Annotated in this window: 16 protein-coding genes, 3 tRNA genes and 1 other annotated feature; of the genes, 2 read left to right on the forward strand and 17 right to left on the reverse strand. The window is 51.3% G+C overall.

Annotated features, from left to right (window positions below):
• Window positions 1-3: 3 nt before the first annotated feature.
• The 16 genes from pdxR to HJV72_RS12260 form a co-directional block, all read right to left on the reverse strand.
• On the reverse strand, window positions 4-1,398 hold the full coding sequence (pdxR, locus tag HJV72_RS12185; protein ID WP_208071334.1) for a MocR-like pyridoxine biosynthesis transcription factor PdxR: 1,395 nt from the start codon (window positions 1,396-1,398) through the stop codon (window positions 4-6).
• Window positions 1,399-1,413: 15 nt separating this feature from the next.
• Complete coding sequence (locus HJV72_RS12190; RefSeq protein WP_208071335.1) at window positions 1,414-3,081, reverse strand: glutamine--tRNA ligase/YqeY domain fusion protein; 1,668 nt, start codon at window positions 3,079-3,081, stop codon at window positions 1,414-1,416.
• A 76-nt stretch (window positions 3,082-3,157) separates the two neighbouring features.
• The gene (locus HJV72_RS12195) at window positions 3,158-4,501 is read right to left on the reverse strand and encodes an MATE family efflux transporter (RefSeq protein WP_208071336.1); all 1,344 of its coding nucleotides are present in this window, start codon (window positions 4,499-4,501) and stop codon (window positions 3,158-3,160) included.
• A 57-nt stretch (window positions 4,502-4,558) separates the two neighbouring features.
• Window positions 4,559-4,631, reverse strand: a tRNA-Thr gene (locus tag HJV72_RS12200).
• Between the two features lie 72 nt (window positions 4,632-4,703).
• Window positions 4,704-5,315, reverse strand: a complete 612-nt coding sequence (locus HJV72_RS12205) for a sigma-70 family RNA polymerase sigma factor (RefSeq protein ID WP_208071338.1) — start codon at window positions 5,313-5,315, stop codon at window positions 4,704-4,706.
• A 10-nt stretch (window positions 5,316-5,325) separates the two neighbouring features.
• Window positions 5,326-6,078 (reverse strand): 23S rRNA (guanosine(2251)-2'-O)-methyltransferase RlmB, encoded by a 753-nt coding sequence (gene rlmB / locus HJV72_RS12210; RefSeq protein ID WP_208071340.1) that lies wholly within the window; start codon window positions 6,076-6,078, stop codon window positions 5,326-5,328.
• Window positions 6,071-6,523 (reverse strand): Mini-ribonuclease 3, encoded by a 453-nt coding sequence (locus HJV72_RS12215; protein WP_208071342.1) that lies wholly within the window; start codon window positions 6,521-6,523, stop codon window positions 6,071-6,073. Before HJV72_RS12215 ends, rlmB begins: the two co-directional genes overlap by 8 nt.
• On the reverse strand, window positions 6,508-7,914 hold the full coding sequence (gene cysS, locus HJV72_RS12220; protein WP_208071344.1) for a cysteine--tRNA ligase: 1,407 nt from the start codon (window positions 7,912-7,914) through the stop codon (window positions 6,508-6,510). Before cysS ends, HJV72_RS12215 begins: the two co-directional genes overlap by 16 nt.
• Before the next feature lies 1 nt (window position 7,915).
• Window positions 7,916-8,614, reverse strand: a complete 699-nt coding sequence (epsC, locus tag HJV72_RS12225) for a serine O-acetyltransferase EpsC (protein WP_208071346.1) — start codon at window positions 8,612-8,614, stop codon at window positions 7,916-7,918.
• A gap of 45 nt (window positions 8,615-8,659) precedes the next feature.
• Window positions 8,660-8,882: a binding site (T-box leader), on the reverse strand.
• Between the two features lie 61 nt (window positions 8,883-8,943).
• Window positions 8,944-9,858 (reverse strand): NAD(P)/FAD-dependent oxidoreductase, encoded by a 915-nt coding sequence (locus HJV72_RS12230; RefSeq protein ID WP_208071347.1) that lies wholly within the window; start codon window positions 9,856-9,858, stop codon window positions 8,944-8,946.
• Window positions 9,859-9,958: 100 nt separating this feature from the next.
• Window positions 9,959-12,016: a sensor histidine kinase gene (locus HJV72_RS12235; RefSeq protein ID WP_208071349.1), complete on the reverse strand. Its 2,058-nt coding sequence runs from the start codon at window positions 12,014-12,016 to the stop codon at window positions 9,959-9,961.
• Complete coding sequence (locus tag HJV72_RS12240) at window positions 11,988-12,695, reverse strand: response regulator transcription factor (protein ID WP_117771868.1); 708 nt, start codon at window positions 12,693-12,695, stop codon at window positions 11,988-11,990. The genes HJV72_RS12235 and HJV72_RS12240 overlap by 29 nt, the downstream gene beginning before the upstream one ends.
• A gap of 181 nt (window positions 12,696-12,876) precedes the next feature.
• A complete protein-coding gene (gene aroD, locus HJV72_RS12245) occupies window positions 12,877-13,632 on the reverse strand; it encodes a type I 3-dehydroquinate dehydratase (RefSeq protein ID WP_208071351.1) in 756 nt (251 codons plus the stop codon).
• 18 nt (window positions 13,633-13,650) lie between these two features.
• Entirely contained in the window at window positions 13,651-14,649 is a 999-nt protein-coding gene (locus HJV72_RS12250) for a GNAT family N-acetyltransferase (protein WP_208071352.1), read from the reverse strand.
• A gap of 132 nt (window positions 14,650-14,781) precedes the next feature.
• Window positions 14,782-15,330 (reverse strand): 2-C-methyl-D-erythritol 2,4-cyclodiphosphate synthase, encoded by a 549-nt coding sequence (ispF, locus tag HJV72_RS12255; RefSeq protein WP_208071354.1) that lies wholly within the window; start codon window positions 15,328-15,330, stop codon window positions 14,782-14,784.
• A 4-nt stretch (window positions 15,331-15,334) separates the two neighbouring features.
• Window positions 15,335-15,685 carry a hypothetical protein gene (locus tag HJV72_RS12260; RefSeq protein WP_208071356.1) on the reverse strand — a complete coding sequence of 117 codons (351 nt, stop codon included), beginning with the start codon at window positions 15,683-15,685 and terminating at the stop codon, window positions 15,335-15,337.
• 206 nt (window positions 15,686-15,891) lie between these two features.
• Here HJV72_RS12260 and HJV72_RS12265 point away from each other — a divergent pair.
• Window positions 15,892-15,964: transfer RNA gene (locus HJV72_RS12265), tRNA-Val, on the forward strand.
• 44 nt (window positions 15,965-16,008) lie between these two features.
• A tRNA-Met gene (locus HJV72_RS12270) sits at window positions 16,009-16,082 on the forward strand.
• Between the two features lie 116 nt (window positions 16,083-16,198).
• Here HJV72_RS12270 and gdhA read toward each other — a convergent pair.
• Window positions 16,199-17,533, reverse strand: a complete 1,335-nt coding sequence (gene gdhA / locus HJV72_RS12275; RefSeq protein WP_066577242.1) for an NADP-specific glutamate dehydrogenase — start codon at window positions 17,531-17,533, stop codon at window positions 16,199-16,201.
• Window positions 17,534-17,762: the final 229 nt, after the last annotated feature.

Consider the following 17,762-nt stretch of genomic DNA (forward strand, 5'->3'; position numbering starts at 1 on the left):
TTTTTATCTCCAGCATCCGGTAAGGATGCGGACTGCTTCTCTGATTTGTTCTTCCGTCAGGTTCGCGTAGCCAAGCAGAACCGTATGGCTCGACTCCTTCGGGTATCGTATCATATAATCGGAAAGCCCATATACGCGGATGTCCTTCTCCTGCGCCCTCCGGATCAGTTCCTTCTCCGTGAGTCCGTTGGCAAATGTAAGGAGCAGATGCACTCCCGCATGTTCTCCTGATATCGTACATATATCAAGAAGCGGCTTCAGCTCTTCGATCAGGACATCATGACGGCTCTTATACAGCGCTCTCGTCTTGTTGAGATGACGTTCATAATATCCTTCTTCGATAAACTTCTGCACGATCAGCTGATCCACTTTGGAAACGGTCGAATTGACGAACCTGCTCTTCTTGTCGTACACGTCCAGAAGCGGCTCAGGCAGTACCATATAGCTCAGACGGATGGCAGGTGCTATCGATTTGGAGAATGTACCAAGATAGATGACTTTGCCGTCTGCATCATACCCCTGCAGCGCTGGAATCGGCTTCCCCTTATAACGGAATTCACTGTCATAATCATCTTCGATGATATAGCGCTCCACTCTTTCCTGTGCCCATCTGAGGAGCTCGAGCCTCCGTCGGATAGGCATCACCGTCCCGGTCGGATACTGGTGCGATGGAGTCACATACGCCACATCCGCCCCCGACTGCGCCAGTTCCGGGATGTCCATGCCGTTTTTGTCCATCCCAACAGAGACCGTCTCATAGGACATGCTTCTAAAGAGGCGGTATGCCTGCATGTAGGCAGGATCCTCGAAGGCAATCTTATGTCCGGGGCCGAGCACCGTACTGAGCAGCATGAGGATATAGTCATTCCCCGCCCCTACGACTATCTGCTCCGGTGTGCAGTTCACCCCGCGCGCCTGGTACAGATAGCTGCATATGGCACAACGGAAGCTGTATTCCCCCTGGGAATTGCCGGAACGGAACAGCTCCGTCCTGTCGTCGGTGAGAATCTCTCTTGAAAGCTTTCTCCACACATTGTACGGAAAGCTCTTCAAGTCTACCCCGTTGGGCGTAAAATCATACCGGTATCTCCTCGGTTCCTCCTCCTGCCGCTCTGCCTGCGGCTTCACTCTCCTGATGGAATACAGCTCTTCAATCTCGGAGACGAAGAATCCTTTGCACGGCCTTGATTCTATATAGCCTTCCGACAGGAGCTGCTCGTATGCCAGCTCTACCGTGCTCCTGCTCACTTCCAGATGCCTGGACAGCGACCTGGTGGAAGGCAGCTTCTCCTCGTAAGCGATACGTCCTGTCTGGATGTCATTTTTGATATAATCATATATCTGTTCATAGAGCGGGGTTCTGGAATCGCTCTTCAGATTTATCGTCAGTTCATTCATATCGTCTATCTTCGTCTATTTTGGCAGCTTGAAGGAGCTCTTAAGGGATACTATCCTGTTAAATACCAGATGCTCCGGCGAAGAATCTCTCGCGTCGATACAGAAGTATCCGTTCCGCACGAACTGGAAGCTTTCACATCCCTTCGCACTGCCGAAGCTGTCTTCCACATAGCAGTTCTGAAGCACTTCCAGAGAATTCGGATTCAGGTTCAGCGACCCGTCCTCCTTGTTGTATACCCCTTTTTCTTCATCTACGAGGTTCTCGTACAGCCGTACTTCCGCCGGCTTTGCATATGGCGCCGCAACCCAGTGGATTGTCCCTTTTACCTTGCGCCCGGTAAATCCGGTTCCACATTTCGTCTCCGGGTCATATGTGCAGTGCACGACCATAACATTGCCGGCTTCGTCTGTCTCATAGCTCTGGCACGTGACAAAATAGGCATGCATAAGCCTTACCTCGTTGCCGGGAAAGAGACGGAAATATTTCTTTGGAGGTTCAATCATAAAGTCATTCCGTTCAATATATAGTTCCCGGCAGAACGGTACCTTGCGCGTCCCAAGCTCCGGATTCTCCATATTGTTATCTACGTCCAGGTATTCCACTTCACCTTCCGGATAATTGTCGATCACAAGCCGGATTGGATCCAGCACCGCCATCATGCGCGGCCTTTTGAGCTTCAGATCTTCACGGATACAGTATTCCAGCATCGCATAGTCGACAGAGCTCTGACTCTTGGACACGCCGCACATCTCCACGAACATCTTAATAGATTCCGGAGTAAAGCCCCTTCTTCTGAGCGCCGCAATAGAGACGAGTCTTGGATCGTCCCACCCGTCTACGATTCCGTCCTGCACGAGCTTCTTGATATAACGCTTTCCTGTCACCACATTAGTCAGGTAGAGCTTGGCAAACTCGATCTGGCGCGGTGCCGGATCGAATCCGCACTCCTTCACCACCCAGTCGTACAAGGGCCTGTGGTCCTCAAATTCGAGCGTACAGATGGAATGGGTTATCTTCTCTACCGCATCCTCGATTGGATGCGCGAAGTCATACATCGGATAGATGCACCATTTATCCCCCGTATTGTGATGTGCCATACGTGCGACACGGTAGATGACCGGATCGCGCATGTTGATGTTCGGAGAAGCCATATCGATCTTCGCCCTGAGCACCTTTTCCCCGTCTTTGTACTCTCCGTTCTTCATGGCCTCGAACAGGGCAAGGTTCTCTTCCACCGTGCGCTCCCGGTAAGGGCTGTTCTTCCCCGGCTCCGTCAGCGTACCACGGTATTCCCTGATCTCTTCGGCGCTCAGGTCACACACGTATGCCTTCCCCTTCTTAATCAGCGTGAGCGCGCATTCATACATGACATCGAAGTAATCCGATGCAAAATACAGGTGCTCCTTCCAGTCTGCCCCGAGCCACTTCACATCTTCCTTGATAGACTCCACGAATTCCGTGTCCTCTTTCGTCGGGTTCGTATCGTCGAACCTGAGATGGAACGTGCCGTCATATTTCCGAGACAGTCCATAGTTAAGCAGAATGGATTTGGCATGTCCGATATGGAGATACCCGTTCGGTTCCGGCGGGAATCTCGTACATACCTCCGAATATACTCCCTCCGCCAGGTCTCTATCTATCTCCTGTTCAATAAAATTCTTGGAAATCATCTCTTCTCCCATTAATAATCCTCCTTATGGATACAGTAGCATTTGTGTTCCTTATCTTATCATAAAACAGCGGGCAGAACAAGGTCGTTCATTCACGTTTTTGGATGGGCATCCAGTTCCCTTTCCATGCATACAACAGGATGAGGACGGCCCCTATAAGCCAGGACAGCGGATAAGCGGTCATGACCCAGTCAATCTTGTGTTCGATGGCAAGCGCCCCCCATATCCAGGCGACCCGGAAGATACAAAGCGAGAAGAGGAATACGAGCATCGTCTCCATCGTCTTTCCCGTCCCACGTATCGTGCCGGACAGTACCTGCAGTATTCCGAGCAGCCAGTAGAACGGACAGAAAAACCGCATGATATATACTCCGTATCCAACTACGTCCGGGTTCTTCGTAAATACGCCTATGACCTGAGGCGCAAAGGTAAGCAGCAGTATCCCTGTCAGGATTGTATAGGCGACTCCCATCCCGACCGAGACGAACATCCCCTTCTTCACCCTGTCGTATCTGCCGGCACCTACGTTCTGCCCTGCAAATGTGGCTGCCGCCATGCCAAAGCTAAGCACCGGAAGGATATTGAATCCGTCTATCTTGATGTAGGCGGCAAATCCTGCCATCGCCACCGCCCCGAAGCTGTTGACGCTGGACTGGACGATAACGTTGGAAAATGAGATGACGATATTCTGGATTCCGGTCGGAAGCCCGATCCTTATGATCTTGGACAGCAGATTGTCATAAAAGCGGATTTCCCTGATGTCCACATGGTATACTTCCTTGCTCCTGACAAGGTATAATATAATGAAGATACAGGACAGAAGCTGGCTGATATCTGTGGCAAGCGCGGCACCCACGATCCCCATCTTAAGCACAATGACGAACAGGATATCAAGTATGATATTCGATAACGCGGCTATCATCAGGTATACGAGGGACCGCTTGGAATTGCCGACCGCGTTCAGGATTCCTGCGGACATATTGTAGATGACGGAAAACACGATTCCACCGAAATACACCTGCAGATAGATGACCGCCTCCCTGAACACTTCCGCCGGCGTCCCCATCGCCCTCAGGATGACGGGGGCCAGCAAGATGCCCGCCACGGTCAATATGACGCCTGCCGCTATGGATATGGCAACGGTCGTGTGCACTGCCTTTTTCAAGCCCTTTTCATCTCTTGCCCCGAAGAACTGAGAGATGACTACCCCTGCGCCCGCCGAAGCCCCGATGCAGAACCCTATGAGCAGATTGATGATAGAAGAGCTGGAACCGACTGCTGCCAGCGCCTCGCTGCCGATATAATTACCCACGATGATGGAATCGACCGTATTATACAGCTGCTGGAACAGGTTGCCCAGAATAAGCGGAATAGAGAAGAACAGCATCTCCTTCCATATAACTCCCTCTGTCATAACTGTTGATTTTCTCATTATCCTTCGCCCTCTCTCATAATAACGAAAAAAATACTCCCTGAAAGGGAGTAATCAAGCTGTCTAGGGGACTTGAACCCCCGGCCTCCGCCTTACCAAGGCGACGCGCTACCGACTGCGCCAAGACAGCATACATGTAATATGCAACGTTAATAATATACAATATTACATGACTGTTTGTCAATATCTTTTAACTATTTTCTTACTTCGTCTCTTCCCTGGCCAGAATCTTCTCCGTCTTATTCTTGATGCGCTGCAGGGCATTATCGACCGTCTTCGGGCTTTTGTCAATCAGCTTGGCAATCGTGCGGTAATCCGTCCCCATCAGATGCAGATAGAGCACCCTGCTCTCCAGATCGCTCAGCTGTTCTTCCAGCTCGCTCTCCAAAAGCGCAACATACTCCTTGCTCAAAAACAGCTCCTCCGGGTTGCTCTGCCCCCCTGCTTCCATCGTCTCCAGCAGGGAGCCCTTTTCACCCTCCTGGTCGTAGAGCGATATATATGAGTTCAGCGGACTATGCTTTTTCCGGCGGGACGCCTCGATGGCAGAATACATCTGGCGGGTGATGCACAGCCTTGCGAAGCTGAAGAAAGATGCCTCCTGTTCCACGTCATAATCTTCCACCGCTTTGAACAGGCCGATCATCCCCTCCTGGATCAGGTCGTCGTTTTCGCCGCCGAGAAGGTACATGGCGTTCGCCTCTTTCCGGACGAGATTCTTATACTTGTCCATAATATAATCGACAATCGCCTTTTCCCCGCCCCTCAGGTTCCGTATCAGCTGTTCGTCTGTCATCTTCTCATAATCGGACATAACCACACCTCTACTTCTGCAAGCGCTGCCTTACGATTTCATAGGCGAGCACTCCTGCCGCCACCGATGCGTTGAGGGAATCGATGTCACCCTTCATCGGGATGCCTGCTGTGAAATCGCACTTCTCCTTGACAAGGCGTCCGACCCCTTCCCCTTCGCTGCCTATCACAAGGCCGATTGGTCCGGTCAGGTTCAGGCAGTACATAGATTCCCCGCCCATATCTGCACAGACGAACCAGAGCCCCTTTTCTTTCAGTTCTTCCATCGTCTTGGACAGGTTCGTCACCTTCGCCACCGGCGTGTAGTTCAAGGCTCCCGCCGATGTCTTTGCCACAGTCGCCGTAAGCCCTGCCGCCCGGCGCTTTGGAATGATGACCCCGTGGGCACCGGCCAGATTGGCCGTACGGATGATTGCGCCGAGATTGTGCGGATCTTCGATGTTGTCGAGCACGAAGAGGAACGGATCTTCCCCCCGCTCCCGGGCAAGGGCGAGCATGTCCTCTACTTCCGCATACTCATAGGCCGCACCATAAGCGATGACTCCCTGGTGCTTTCCCGTCTCCGACATCTGTGTAAGCCGTTCCTTTGTCACGAAATTCAGCACCGTATCGTGCTTCTTCGCCTCCCTTACGATAGTGCGGACAGGGCCGTCCTGGCATCCATCGAGGATGAACACCTTATCCACCGGCTTACCTGAGCGGAATGCCTCCAGCACCGCATTGCGCCCCTCGATCATCAATTCATTTACCTGACGTTCACTCATTTGTTCTCTCCTTTATACTGTCAAGCCCCAGCTTGACGAGTTCCATCATCCGCCTGTAATCCTGCTTCAGATACAGATACCCCATCAGGGCCTCGAAGCCGGTTGCACGCCTGTAGTCTGCCAGCGTCTGGTTCTTGGCCGGCGATACGCTCTTGGTGTTCCTGCCCCTTCTATAGACCGTATGCTCTTCTTCCGTCAGCCGGTCCTGAATCGTCCGCATCATCCGGGACTGGGCGGATGCCTGCACATAAGAGCTCGTCTCCTTATGCAGCTTCTTCACCTGCCGGTTGCCTTCATTCACTACAAGGCTCTTGATTATCAGATCATAAATACTGTCACCTATATACGCCAAAGCAAGAGGTGAATACTCGTTCATATCCACCTCTTTCATCTGAAACGTCTCGCGCATATATGAATCAAACTTCCATTCTATGCCTTTTTCCATTTTACTCCTTCACGTGTGTCTTCTAATATGATGCCTTTACCAAGCAGCTCATCGCGTATCTCATCCGCAAGTGCAAAGTTCCTTTCCTTACGTGCGGCCTGACGCTTGGCAATTAGCTTTTCTATGTCTTCTTCCAGCATATCCTCTTTTTTGTCAACAATCAACCCCAATACGTCTGTTAATTTGACAAGCCGTTCGAGCAGCGCCTGCAGATAGGCTCTGGAGCTTGCCCCGTCTGCCGTCGTGTTGATATATTTGACCAGATCGAACACTGCTGCCACTGCGTCAGCCGTATTGAAGTCATCCTCCATCGCGGCTTCGAAGCCTTCAACGAACGCTTCTGACTTTGCATACGCCTCTTGTTCCTCTGCGGACATCTCTTCGTCCTTCGCATTGCCCATGAGGAACTTCAGGTTATCCGCCGCATTGACGATACGCTCCAGTCCGTTCCTGGATGCTTCCATCAGGTCGGCGCTGAAATTGAGCGGACTCCTGTAATGGGCGCTCAGCATGAAGAACCGCAGCACCTGCAGATCATACTGTTCGCTGATCTCCCTGACCGTGCGGAAATTGCCGAGAGATTTGCTCATCTTATGGTTGTCGATGTTGAGGAATGCATTGTGCATCCAGTATTTCGCAAATTCCTTGCCGTTTGCCGCCTCACTCTGGGCAATCTCATTTTCATGGTGGGGAAATACAAGATCCTCACCGCCTGCATGGATATCAATCTGCTCTCCGAGATACTTCCTGGACATGACGGAACACTCGATATGCCATCCGGGACGTCCGTCGCTCCACGGCGAATCCCATGCCGGCTCCCCTTCCTTCTTCGGCTTCCAGAGGACAAAGTCAAGCGGGTCTTCCTTCTCATCTTCTCCTGTGACCAGCAGAGAACGTTCCCCCGTACGCAGATCATCCAGATTCTTGTGGGAGAGCTTCCCGTAATCCTTGAAGCTTCTCGTGCGGAAGTACACGGTACCGTTCTTCTCATACGCATGGCCTTTCTCGATAAGGTCGCCAATCATCTCCACCATGCCGCATATCTCTTCCGTAGCCAGCGGATGCTTCGTGGCCGGCTTTACATTCATGCCTTCCATATCCTTCTTGCACTCCGCGATATAGCGTTTGGATATCTCGTCCGCGGACACCCTCTCTTCAATCGCCTTCTTGATGATCTTATCGTCCACGTCAGTAAAGTTGGACACATAGTTCACATCATAGCCTTTATATTCAAAATATCTTCTTACCGTATCGAATACGATCATCGGCCTTGCATTGCCGATATGGATGAAATTATAGACCGTGGGGCCGCACACGTACATCTTGACCTTTCCTTCCTCCACTGGTACGAATTCTTCTTTTTTTCTTGTGAGCGTATTAAACAGTTTCATATTATTCCTTTTCCTCCTCATCCAACACTTCTATATTGTCTTCCCGCATGCACCTCATGCGCTTCTCCATCTCCTGGATCTGCCGGTGCATACGGATATTGTCCTTTTGCAGTTCCCGGATATCGTTGCTGATAGGATCCGGCAGATGTACCTGATCCATATCTACACGCGGTATCCTCTGGTCACCCATCTTGACTACCCTGCCGGGCACTCCCACCACCGTACAGTTGGGCGGCACTTCCTCAAGCACGACTGAACCGGCACCGATCTTAGAGTTCTCTCCAATCGTAAAGGAACCGAGTATCTTGGCACCCGCGCTCACCATCACATTGTCACGCAGCGTCGGATGCCGCTTGCCCTGTTCCTTGCCGGTACCGCCCAGGGTCACTCCCTGGTACAAGGTGACATTGTTGCCGATTTCCGTCGTCTCACCGATGATTACGCCGCTGCCGTGGTCGATGAAAAGCCCCTTGCCGATCCTGGCTCCCGGATGGATCTCTATCCCGGTCTTCCTTGCCGCACGCTGAGAGATCCACCGGGCCAGGAAAAAGTGCTTTTTCCGGTACAGCTTATGGGCGATCCGATATCTCAATATAACCTTGAAGCTCGGATACAGGAACACTTCCATATTCGATTTGATGGCGGGGTCTCTCTCCCTGATTACTTTCACTTCTTCTCTTACATAAGACAGTATACCCATACTAAACACCTCTGAAATAAAAAATACCTCGTCTCTTAACATAGATTAAGAGACGGGGTATGCCCGCGGTTCCACTCTTATAGAAGCGTACGCTTCCACTCGAAACACGTAACGTGCGTTACCCGTGTCCGGCTACCCGTTTCACCTGTTCGCCGGACAGACTCCCGAATGCACTTCACACGCCCTTCCCTCAAAGCTGCTTTCAGCCAGTGACAGCCTCTCTCTGTTAGTTCCGCGACATGTTACTCTTTTCGTTCCCTGTCTTTACCATATATATCATATAATATGAGAAAAAGCAGTATTTGTCAACACTGCTTTTTCTCATATCCTTATTCATTGCTTCTGCACCAGGCTGCCGCATTGATTGCGGCCACCGCACCGTCCGCAACGGCCGTCGCCGCCTGCCGCACCTGTTTCGCGCAGATGTCTCCTGCCGCAAATACGCCGGGAATACTCGTCATCTGCCTGTCATCTGTCACGAGATAGCCGTCTGTCTGGTCGAGTTCAGGATACAGGCCGGTGTTCGGCGTCGATCCGGCATAGATAAATACTCCACAGCCGTCACAACGAATCGTTTCCGTCTCTTTGGTATGTTCATCTCTCAGCTTCAGGACCTCTACCCGGCCGTCGCCCTGAAGCTCTGCAAGCCTCGTATGCAGGCGCAGCTCGATGTTACCGGTTCTCATTACCTTCTCTGTAAATTCCGGGATTGCTCCGAGCTGATCTTCAAAATGGATTATCGTGAGCTTCTTCGCATACCCGGCCAGGAACAGCGCTTCCTTCACCGCGCCGTCGGCACCGCCGACGACAAAGATGTCCCTGCCTTCGTACTCCTTTGCCGCCTTCGCCGCATTCATTCCGACTCCATGCCCTTCCAGTTCCGCTTCTCCAGGTATCCCGAGCTTCTTCGGCGTAGTACCTGCGGCTATGATTACTGCCTTCGCCTCATAGCTTCCGCTGTCTGTCGTAATCTTCTTCACATCTCCAGCCAGTTCGGCGGATACCACTTTCTCTTTGCGTATCTCGATTCCATAGGATTCCGCCTGCTTCTTCAGCCGCTCTGCAAACGACGTGCCTGTCTCTCCTTCTATGATTCCTGAGTAGTGGGTTACGGTCGACACGCCCCCGAGCAGCCCTCCTACTTCCTTTTCTTCCAGGACCACCGTATCAAGCCCCCGGCTCGCCGCGTAGACCGCACTGCTGATTCCCGCAGGTCCCGCACCTATGATACATATGTCATACATAATTCTTACCTCGCTTTCGTATATAGTATAGCACCAGATAACGATTAGTAAAAATTATAATATTTTATTTTTTCATAAGATGTTCTTATCATCTGACAGCTTACATCTTCCAGCGTATCTCTGCTTTATAAAGGTCTGCCTCCGTCTCTATCCTGAGCCTGCCGCCCTGCAGTTCCGTAAAGCTCTTCGCGATGGCAAGCCCCAGGCCGGAACCTTCCGTGTTCCTGGACGCGTCACCCCGCACGAAACGGTCGGTAATCTCTTCCGGGTTGAAATCAAGCTCTGCGGCCGATATGTTTTTCATCCGTACTACCGCATCCCCTCCCTCCTGTACGAGCTCGATATACACTCTCGTTTGAGGCATGGCGTACTTGACGATATTCACAAGAAGATTCTCAAATATCCGGTAGGTCTTCTGACTGTCCAGCCTCAGAACGAGCTTCTCTTCCGGATAGCTGCAGCGGAATTCCAGGCCCGCCTCTTCAATCTTATCTTCCAGTTCGAGCTTGACCTGTTTGAACAGGTTGACGATATCTACATTGACCAGATCCAGCGTCACATTCTCGCTGCTCGCCTTGCTTATCTCGAACAGGTCTTCAATGAGCACCTTCAGCCGGTTCGACTTCTGCTCCAGCACCTGGATATAGGACTTGCGCTTATCTTCGTCCTCCTCGTCCTTCAGAAGGTTCACATAGGTGATGATCGCAGTCAGCGGCGTCTTGAGATCATGCGAGACGTTCGTGATAAGCTCCGTCTTCATCTTCTGGCTCTTGACCTCCTCGTTCACTGCCATCTTAAAACCGTTCTGTATCTTCTCGATCTCTGTCCGGAACGGGCTGAACACTCCAAGGTCTCCTTCAATCTTTGTATCCAGATTCCCCTCCGCAATCTTATTCGTGGCCTCCAGAAGAAGTGCATACTTATCCTTCAGATCATTAAAATACTTCCTGAGTACGACAAATAGAAGAACCGAATATACGATAAGGCCGATGATGCCAAACAGCCAGAGCGAACAGAGCACGAGCAGGATGATAAAGTTGGCAAGCACGATCTTGATGATAATCTTGTTGTTCCTGTCGTTGAAGTCAATCTCATCCATGGAACGGTACAGCATGTTGATCTTCTCTTTGCACCAGTCCCACGCGCGTTCCAGAATCCCTTTGGCCCCATGCCAGAGCTGCAGCACGAGGACTTTCTCCTTCACATACTCCCGGATGCCCATCTTCTTGATCTGCCGCAGGCAGCATGCGCCCCAGTAGACCGATGCAAAGAACATCGTCCAAAGTATGAAGTCCAACATATCCGGTACTCCCTTCCTTCTGCCCAGAATCACGTCTACATTGCCCATGATTGCACAGAACGCCACGAGCGGTACTCCGACTGCCGCCTCGAGCGGCGCGTGAAATATCATCTCCTCCCCGGTGTGGAAGGACGGGCGGCTTGGAAGATACACGGCAGCCAGGCACATAAGCAGGATGAGCACAGATACGCCATATACGATTGCATCAGGCGCAAAGCCGTAATAGCTGAGCGATTCTTCCAGATAGTCGTTGACATTCTGCTTCGTCATCACATAAGTATAGGTTCTGTCTGCAGGTCTGCTCAGCTCTTCGACATTATATTCCATTGCATAGTCGGAATACATGTTATCGCTGTCAGAGCTGCTGATGAGCCTTTTCAGCTCCGTCATCTGGCCGTCCCTGTAGTCGCCTGTCACCGTTTTTACAGTAGCCGTGCCATTCTTGTCATATGAGATTACGATTCCAATCTCGTATTTATCCAGGTCTGTCTCCTTCAGCTCGTCGGAGGTGCCGGTCAGGCTCTTGCCGATTACCTCCCCGCCGCCATCCTGGACCTGATATTCCATATACGGATATATCTCTTTAAAATACTGCGTCAGCGATGGGTATTCTTCATCCAGGCTGCTGTCCTGGAAGTTCCCCGCCTCCTCTATGTTGTAGAGGACATAGCTGCTCTTCAAGAACAGGTTCAGGAAATCCTCGGACTGGAGATACCCGTCCTTGACCCTCTCCTCCGTCTTACGGCTGTCATCATATGACTGGCCGTACTGGCCGATCATGATGCACGATGAGAGTAATATTATGATGATAATTAAAGCTACGGCAAGTTTATGCCTGTTTTTCAATTTTGTATCCAACGCCCCACACCACCTTCAAATATTTCGGTTCTTTCGGATTGATCTCTATCTTCTCACGGATATTACGGATATGGACCATGATCGTATCCGTCGTTATGGCCCGTTCGTTCCACACGCGTTCATAGATCTCTTCTGCTGAGAATACTCTTCCGGGGCTTTTCATGAGCAGCAGCAGTATCTTATACTCGATCGGCGTAAGCTTTACCGGCTCCCCGTCCACCGCTGCTTCTACCGTATCTTCATTTATTTCCAGCCCCCCGATTACGTGGATGTTAGAGGAGTCCTCTTTTGCGTTCAGCTTTTCTGCAAATTTCCGGTATCTTCTGAGCTGGGAATTCACCCGTGCCAGCAGCTCCATCGGAGTAAATGGTTTTGTGACGTAGTCGTCCGCCCCGATATTAAGCCCCATGATCTTATCCACCTCTTCTGATTTGGCTGACAGCATGATGACGGGAAAGTCATGCTTTTCCCTCAGCCTTACTACCATGGTGATGCCGTCCATCCTGGGCATCATCACATCCACGATCGCCAGGTGTATGTCTTCCCTTTCGATGACTTCCAGCCCTTCTTTGCCGTCAGCCGCCTGGAATACCTCATATCCCTGGCTTTTCAGGTATATCTCGACACCTTCCCTGATTTCCTTGTCATCTTCCACTATCAATACATGATTCATCTCCATCGTCGTCCACTCCTCATCTCATATGTTCTGCATGGCCCAAGCCAGATTGATATTCATAAATAACACCTCCCTTTGATCCCCGTAATATTACTTTACGACCGGATTCTAAAGGGAGGCTTTATAAAAAACGAAAGAATTTCTAAAGTTGCCTGCACCGGCCGGCCTGTCGGCGACGCCGGCATCATAGACGCAGGATATCCAACATTTCAGACATCTTATCTACGCTGATCTGTCCCGGTGCCGATGCCTTGCCTGCTGCCGCGAATGTAACGCAAGAACCGAACACTTCTCCCGACAGCCGGCTCACCGCACCAAGTGCCGCCATGGACATCGATATGACCGGACTGCTGTCCTCTGCTTCCGTCACGGTGAGCGTGGCGTCAAGAAGCGTCAGGACGTCCCGGCCGGACTGCGGCATGACTGCTATCTTCCATATGTCTGCTCCCAATGCCTTCATATGCCGGAATCTTCTGAGCAGCTCTTCTTTCGGAGGCGTCTTATGGAAGTCATGGTTGGACGCCACCACCTTGACGCCTGCACGATGTACTTCCCTCACAATGTCTTGTGCCGACTCCCCGGCCGTGAACACTTCCACATCGATAAGGTCCGCATATCCTGACCTCGCAGCAGCCGCGCATAGCTCTGCGTACGCCCCTGCGGCCACATCGGCAGCCCCGCCTTCCGCTGCCGTACGGAACGTAAAAAGAAGGGGAATCTCTCCGAGCACCTTCCTGAGTTCCCGGACCGTATCCAGCACCTTGCCGCTGTCCTTTACATCCTCGTACCAGTCAGCCCTCCACTCTGCCATATCCAGCGGAAGTCCGGCGATAGCCGACGCCTGCGCCAAGATTCCCTCCTTTTCTTTCTCCACGATAGGGACGCATATCTTCGGACGCCCTTCGCCGATCTTGATATTTCTGACGGTTACCGGTCTCATCTTGTTCTCCTTTCCCTTCTATACGACTTCATTGATATATATATGTGACAGAGGTATGATCTTATCAAGCTCCTCTTTCATGCGCTCCGTCATCCTGACGCCTTCTTGACAGCACGCTTCCTCTGCCGTACACGCGCCAAAGACAATCTCGCCAAGCGCAGAGATATCAACCGTCCCTTCGCTGTTCTCTTCCTTCCCTTCCATCAGCATTACGCCGGAATGCTCTGTCCCTGTGAGGACGACGCACCGGTTGTTCGCTTCGATGACCGGATCCGTGATGCGAAAGCATACCGCCGCCAGTCTCTTAAGGCTCAGGCTCATGAGCATCCGCTCTGCATCCACAATGCGTATCATGATTACCGGTCTGTCCGTGTCCTGCTCCGGAACATAAGGGCGGCAGTCTGTTATCATGCCTTCCTTCCGGTACAGCATAAGCGTTCCGCCGTCCGCTGCGTATTCTCTTTTCAGCCTCTCATAATAAGTGGCGCTTCGTAAGGCGAACACATCATAATGCTGCGCCAGATGCTTGTTCGCCGTATCCGCAAGCTCTTTGCATTCTTCGTCCTGGAGCGCGCGGATGACCGTATCTTTCTGCCCCTCGTCTGCCTCTGTATAGAAGCGTCTCTCCTGCTCATATACGGTGCGGAAATCATAGGGCAGATATATGGATTCCGCGGCGGGCATCAGGTAGGTGAATGTCTCGCCGGACCGGTACATGTCCCGGAGGGCGACGGTCAGCAGCTCCCTCATATACCCCTTCTTCCGGTAGGCCGCCCTCGTGGCGACTGCCACGATATAGTGGGCCGTCTGTTCCCGGCCATTTACATACATCTTATATGGATTGAGATGGAGCATCGCCTGGATATCCTCATCTTCTTCTATCACATATATCTCATTCTCTTTTATCTTCTCGGCATAATAGTAATCTACGAATTCCCGACTGTCATCGGGAAACACCTCTTCATATAGGCGCCTTGTCCGTATATGCTCTTCTGCGGGCAGTTTTCTCATATTCATGTATGTCCCCTCCTTTCTCAGATTCCGGCCTGCGCCGGCACGTTATCCTGTCACAGAACCAGACTCCCCCATCCTGTGGGGGCCTGTGTAACGAAAATAGACTGCGCGCTGCGCAATCTATCTTCCCTGTCGTCACATTCTGTTGCGCGGGCAGCCGGAACACCCTCCGCAGCCGCTTTCTGCCGGTCCTACTGCATAACTTGCGTTCGCTATCGTCTCAAGTCCTGCTATCGCCTGTGCTGATATTCCTTCCCCGCTTCCTGTAAAACCAAGACCTTCTTCTGTCGTAGCCTTTATATTCACCTGTCCCGTCTCCAGATGCAGCGCCGCAGCGACATGTTGCCGCATGTCCTCTATATAGGGAGCCATCTTCGGACGCTGTGCGATTATCGTCGCATCGATGTTGCCGATGACGTACAGTTCCTCTTCAATAAGCTCTCCGACACGCTCCAGCAGCTTCAGACTTGACACCCCTTCATATTCAGGGGCCGTATCGGGAAAATGCTTCCCAATATCCCCAAGAGCCGCGGCTCCAAGCAGCGCATCCATAATAGCGTGCAGGAGCACGTCCGCATCTGAGTGGCCGAGCAGACCTTTTTCATAAGGAATCGTGACCCCGCCGATTACCAGCTCTCTACCTTCCACAAGCTTATGAACATCATAGCCCATTCCTACCCGCATATCATTACTCCTCTTCCTCTTCGCCAGCCTTATCTATATGATTGACATCTTCCACAGTTTCTACCATATTTTCTTCCTTATTCCCGGGCAGGGCATCGTCATGTCCTTCCTCCGGAAGCTCTTCCACTTCCTCTTCCTCTGGATCTGCGTCCGGCTCCTGAAACCCTTCTTTCAGAAATATCCTGACACCTGTCAAGAGCCACCCAAGCCCAATCACGGCGAACACCGCTCCGGCCACCGTATACCATACATAATTTTCCGGCATCTCTGTCAGGGCATCTTTTATGAGCCCGATACCAAGATACGCAAGATAGCCTCCCGTAATAAGCCGGAATACGAAACGTCCTTTTGTCATATTTATCTGTAACCTCCTGTATTTTCTACATTTATCCTCGCTTTGACCGATTAAAAAAACTATATCATAATCTCATATTGAATGCAATAACGGCGGAAAATGCACGTCGGAAAAAAATTACAAATTTCATCAAAAAAAGTGTTGACATATTCCTGATTTCAATAGTATAATAGCAAAGCGGGTTGCGGGAACACAACCTATAAGATGGGATCATAGCTCAGCTGGGAGAGCATCTGCCTTACAAGCAGAGGGTCATAGGTTCGAGCCCTATTGGTCCCATTTGCAAGAAAAGATTTGTCTTTTCCTGTAACAATTACACATATGGCGGGATAGCTCAGTTGGCTAGAGCATACGGTTCATACCCGTAGTGTCGCTGGTTCAAATCCAGTTCCCGCTACTTGAAAATCCATCGGTGACGATGGATTTTTTTGATGGGTCCGGGAAGGGGTCAGGCCCCTATGGAATCATAACATGTGTAAGTTTATTCCATAGGGGCCTGACCCCATGCTTCCTCTACACGATGCCCTGTGCGGTCATCGCCTCTACTACTTTCTCAAATCCTGCTATGTTGGCACCAACGACATAATTGCCTTCGGCTTCGTAGCGTTTTGCCGCATCCGCCATGTTGTGGCAGATATTTATCATGATGCCCTGGAGCTTGGAATCTACTTCGTCGAATGACCAGCTCAGCCGTTCGCTGTTCTGTGACATCTCAAGAGCAGACGTGGCAACTCCGCCCGCATTGGCTGCCTTGCCCGGGGCAAAGAGCACGCCATGGCTCTGCAGATATTCCGTCGCCTCCAGCGTGGCAGGCATGTTGGCTCCTTCCGCCACCGCGATACAGCCATTTTCAACCAGCAGCTTCGCGTCATCGATCAGTAGTTCGTTCTGCGTCGCGCATGGCAGCGCGATATCTGCTTTTACGGACCATACGCCGCGCCCTTCATGATATTCGGAGTTCGGACGGTAGTTCTTATATTCTGTCAGCCTTGCGCGGTTTATTTCTTTGATTTCCTTGAGCGCGGATACATCGATTCCGTCCGGGTCATATACCCATCCGTTGGAGTCGCTCACCGTCACGACTTTCGCTCCGAGCTGCTGCGCCTTCTGTGTCGCGTAGATTGCGACATTTCCGGATCCGGATACCGCCACCGTCTTGCCAGCGATGTCATGGCCGTTAATCTTCAGCATCTCCTCCGTAAGGTAGAGCAGGCCGTAGCCTGTCGCTTCCGTTCTGGCGAGGGAGCCTCCGTAGCTCAGGCCCTTGCCGGTAAGTACCCCTTCGTATACGCCGCGGATCCTCTTATACTGTCCGAACATATAACCAATCTCTCTTGCCCCGGTTCCTATGTCCCCGGCCGGTACATCCGTGTCTGCTCCGATGTATTTGCACAGCTCTGTCATGAAGCTCTGGCAGAATGCCATGACTTCCCTGTCTGATTTTCCCTTTGGATCGAAGTCCGATCCTCCTTTTCCGCCGCCAATCGGCAGGCCGGTCAGAGAATTTTTGAAAATCTGCTCAAACCCAAGGAACTTGATAATCCCAAGATTGACAGACGGATGAAGGCGAAGGCCTCCTTTGTAAGGACCGATTGCACTGTTGAACTGTACACGGTATCCTGTATTCACCTGGACCTGGCCTTTGTCATCTACCCACGGCACACGGAACTTGAACTGCCGCTCCGGCTCCACAAGCCTCTCTAACAGCGCGTCTCTTCTGTACTTTTCCTCATTTGCTTCCACCACTACTCTGAGAGATTCCAGCACTTCCTTCACCGCCTGGTGGAACTCCGGTTCCGCCGGGTTCTTGGCAACTACTTTTTCCAGCACTTCATCAACATAAGACATATTAACTCCTCCTTGGTTTTTATATTAATCAGGCGGGCAGATCGTGTATCGGACTATCCCTCTGACGTCTCTGTCCATTTACCATCTTAAAGTATTCCTATGGAAATGACAAGAATTTTTTTCAGGTTTTTCCACTTTTTTGCAACTTTTCCATTTGGTTCTTGCAAATCACCGCTTTTTTATACAATTTTTACGGGTGTTTGCTAATAATTTGCATTTTACCGCTTTT

The organism is Extibacter sp. GGCC_0201, assembly GCF_017566055.1.
Classification (GTDB): Bacteria; Bacillota; Clostridia; order Lachnospirales; family Lachnospiraceae; genus Extibacter.

Bases quoted from the DNA above. Each gene is read 5' to 3' on its own strand.
- pdxR (WP_208071334.1), bottom strand. From the start codon at position 1,398: ATGAATGAACTGACGATAAATCTGAAGAGCGATTCCAGAACCCCGCTC.
- HJV72_RS12190 (WP_208071335.1), bottom strand. From the start codon at position 3,081: ATGGGAGAAGAGATGATTTCCAAGAATTTTATTGAACAGGAGATAGAT.
- HJV72_RS12195 (WP_208071336.1), bottom strand. From the start codon at position 4,501: ATGAGAAAATCAACAGTTATGACAGAGGGAGTTATATGGAAGGAGATG.
- HJV72_RS12205 (WP_208071338.1), bottom strand. From the start codon at position 5,315: ATGTCCGATTATGAGAAGATGACAGACGAACAGCTGATACGGAACCTG.
- rlmB (WP_208071340.1), bottom strand. From the start codon at position 6,078: ATGAGTGAACGTCAGGTAAATGAATTGATGATCGAGGGGCGCAATGCG.
- HJV72_RS12215 (WP_208071342.1), bottom strand. From the start codon at position 6,523: ATGGAAAAAGGCATAGAATGGAAGTTTGATTCATATATGCGCGAGACG.
- cysS (WP_208071344.1), bottom strand. From the start codon at position 7,914: ATGAAACTGTTTAATACGCTCACAAGAAAAAAAGAAGAATTCGTACCA.
- epsC (WP_208071346.1), bottom strand. From the start codon at position 8,614: ATGGGTATACTGTCTTATGTAAGAGAAGAAGTGAAAGTAATCAGGGAG.
- HJV72_RS12230 (WP_208071347.1), bottom strand. From the start codon at position 9,858: ATGTATGACATATGTATCATAGGTGCGGGACCTGCGGGAATCAGCAGT.
- HJV72_RS12240 (WP_117771868.1), bottom strand. From the start codon at position 12,695: ATGGAGATGAATCATGTATTGATAGTGGAAGATGACAAGGAAATCAGG.
- aroD (WP_208071351.1), bottom strand. From the start codon at position 13,632: ATGAGACCGGTAACCGTCAGAAATATCAAGATCGGCGAAGGGCGTCCG.
- HJV72_RS12250 (WP_208071352.1), bottom strand. From the start codon at position 14,649: ATGAATATGAGAAAACTGCCCGCAGAAGAGCATATACGGACAAGGCGC.
- ispF (WP_208071354.1), bottom strand. From the start codon at position 15,330: ATGCGGGTAGGAATGGGCTATGATGTTCATAAGCTTGTGGAAGGTAGA.
- HJV72_RS12260 (WP_208071356.1), bottom strand. From the start codon at position 15,685: ATGACAAAAGGACGTTTCGTATTCCGGCTTATTACGGGAGGCTATCTT.
- gdhA (WP_066577242.1), bottom strand. From the start codon at position 17,533: ATGTCTTATGTTGATGAAGTGCTGGAAAAAGTAGTTGCCAAGAACCCG.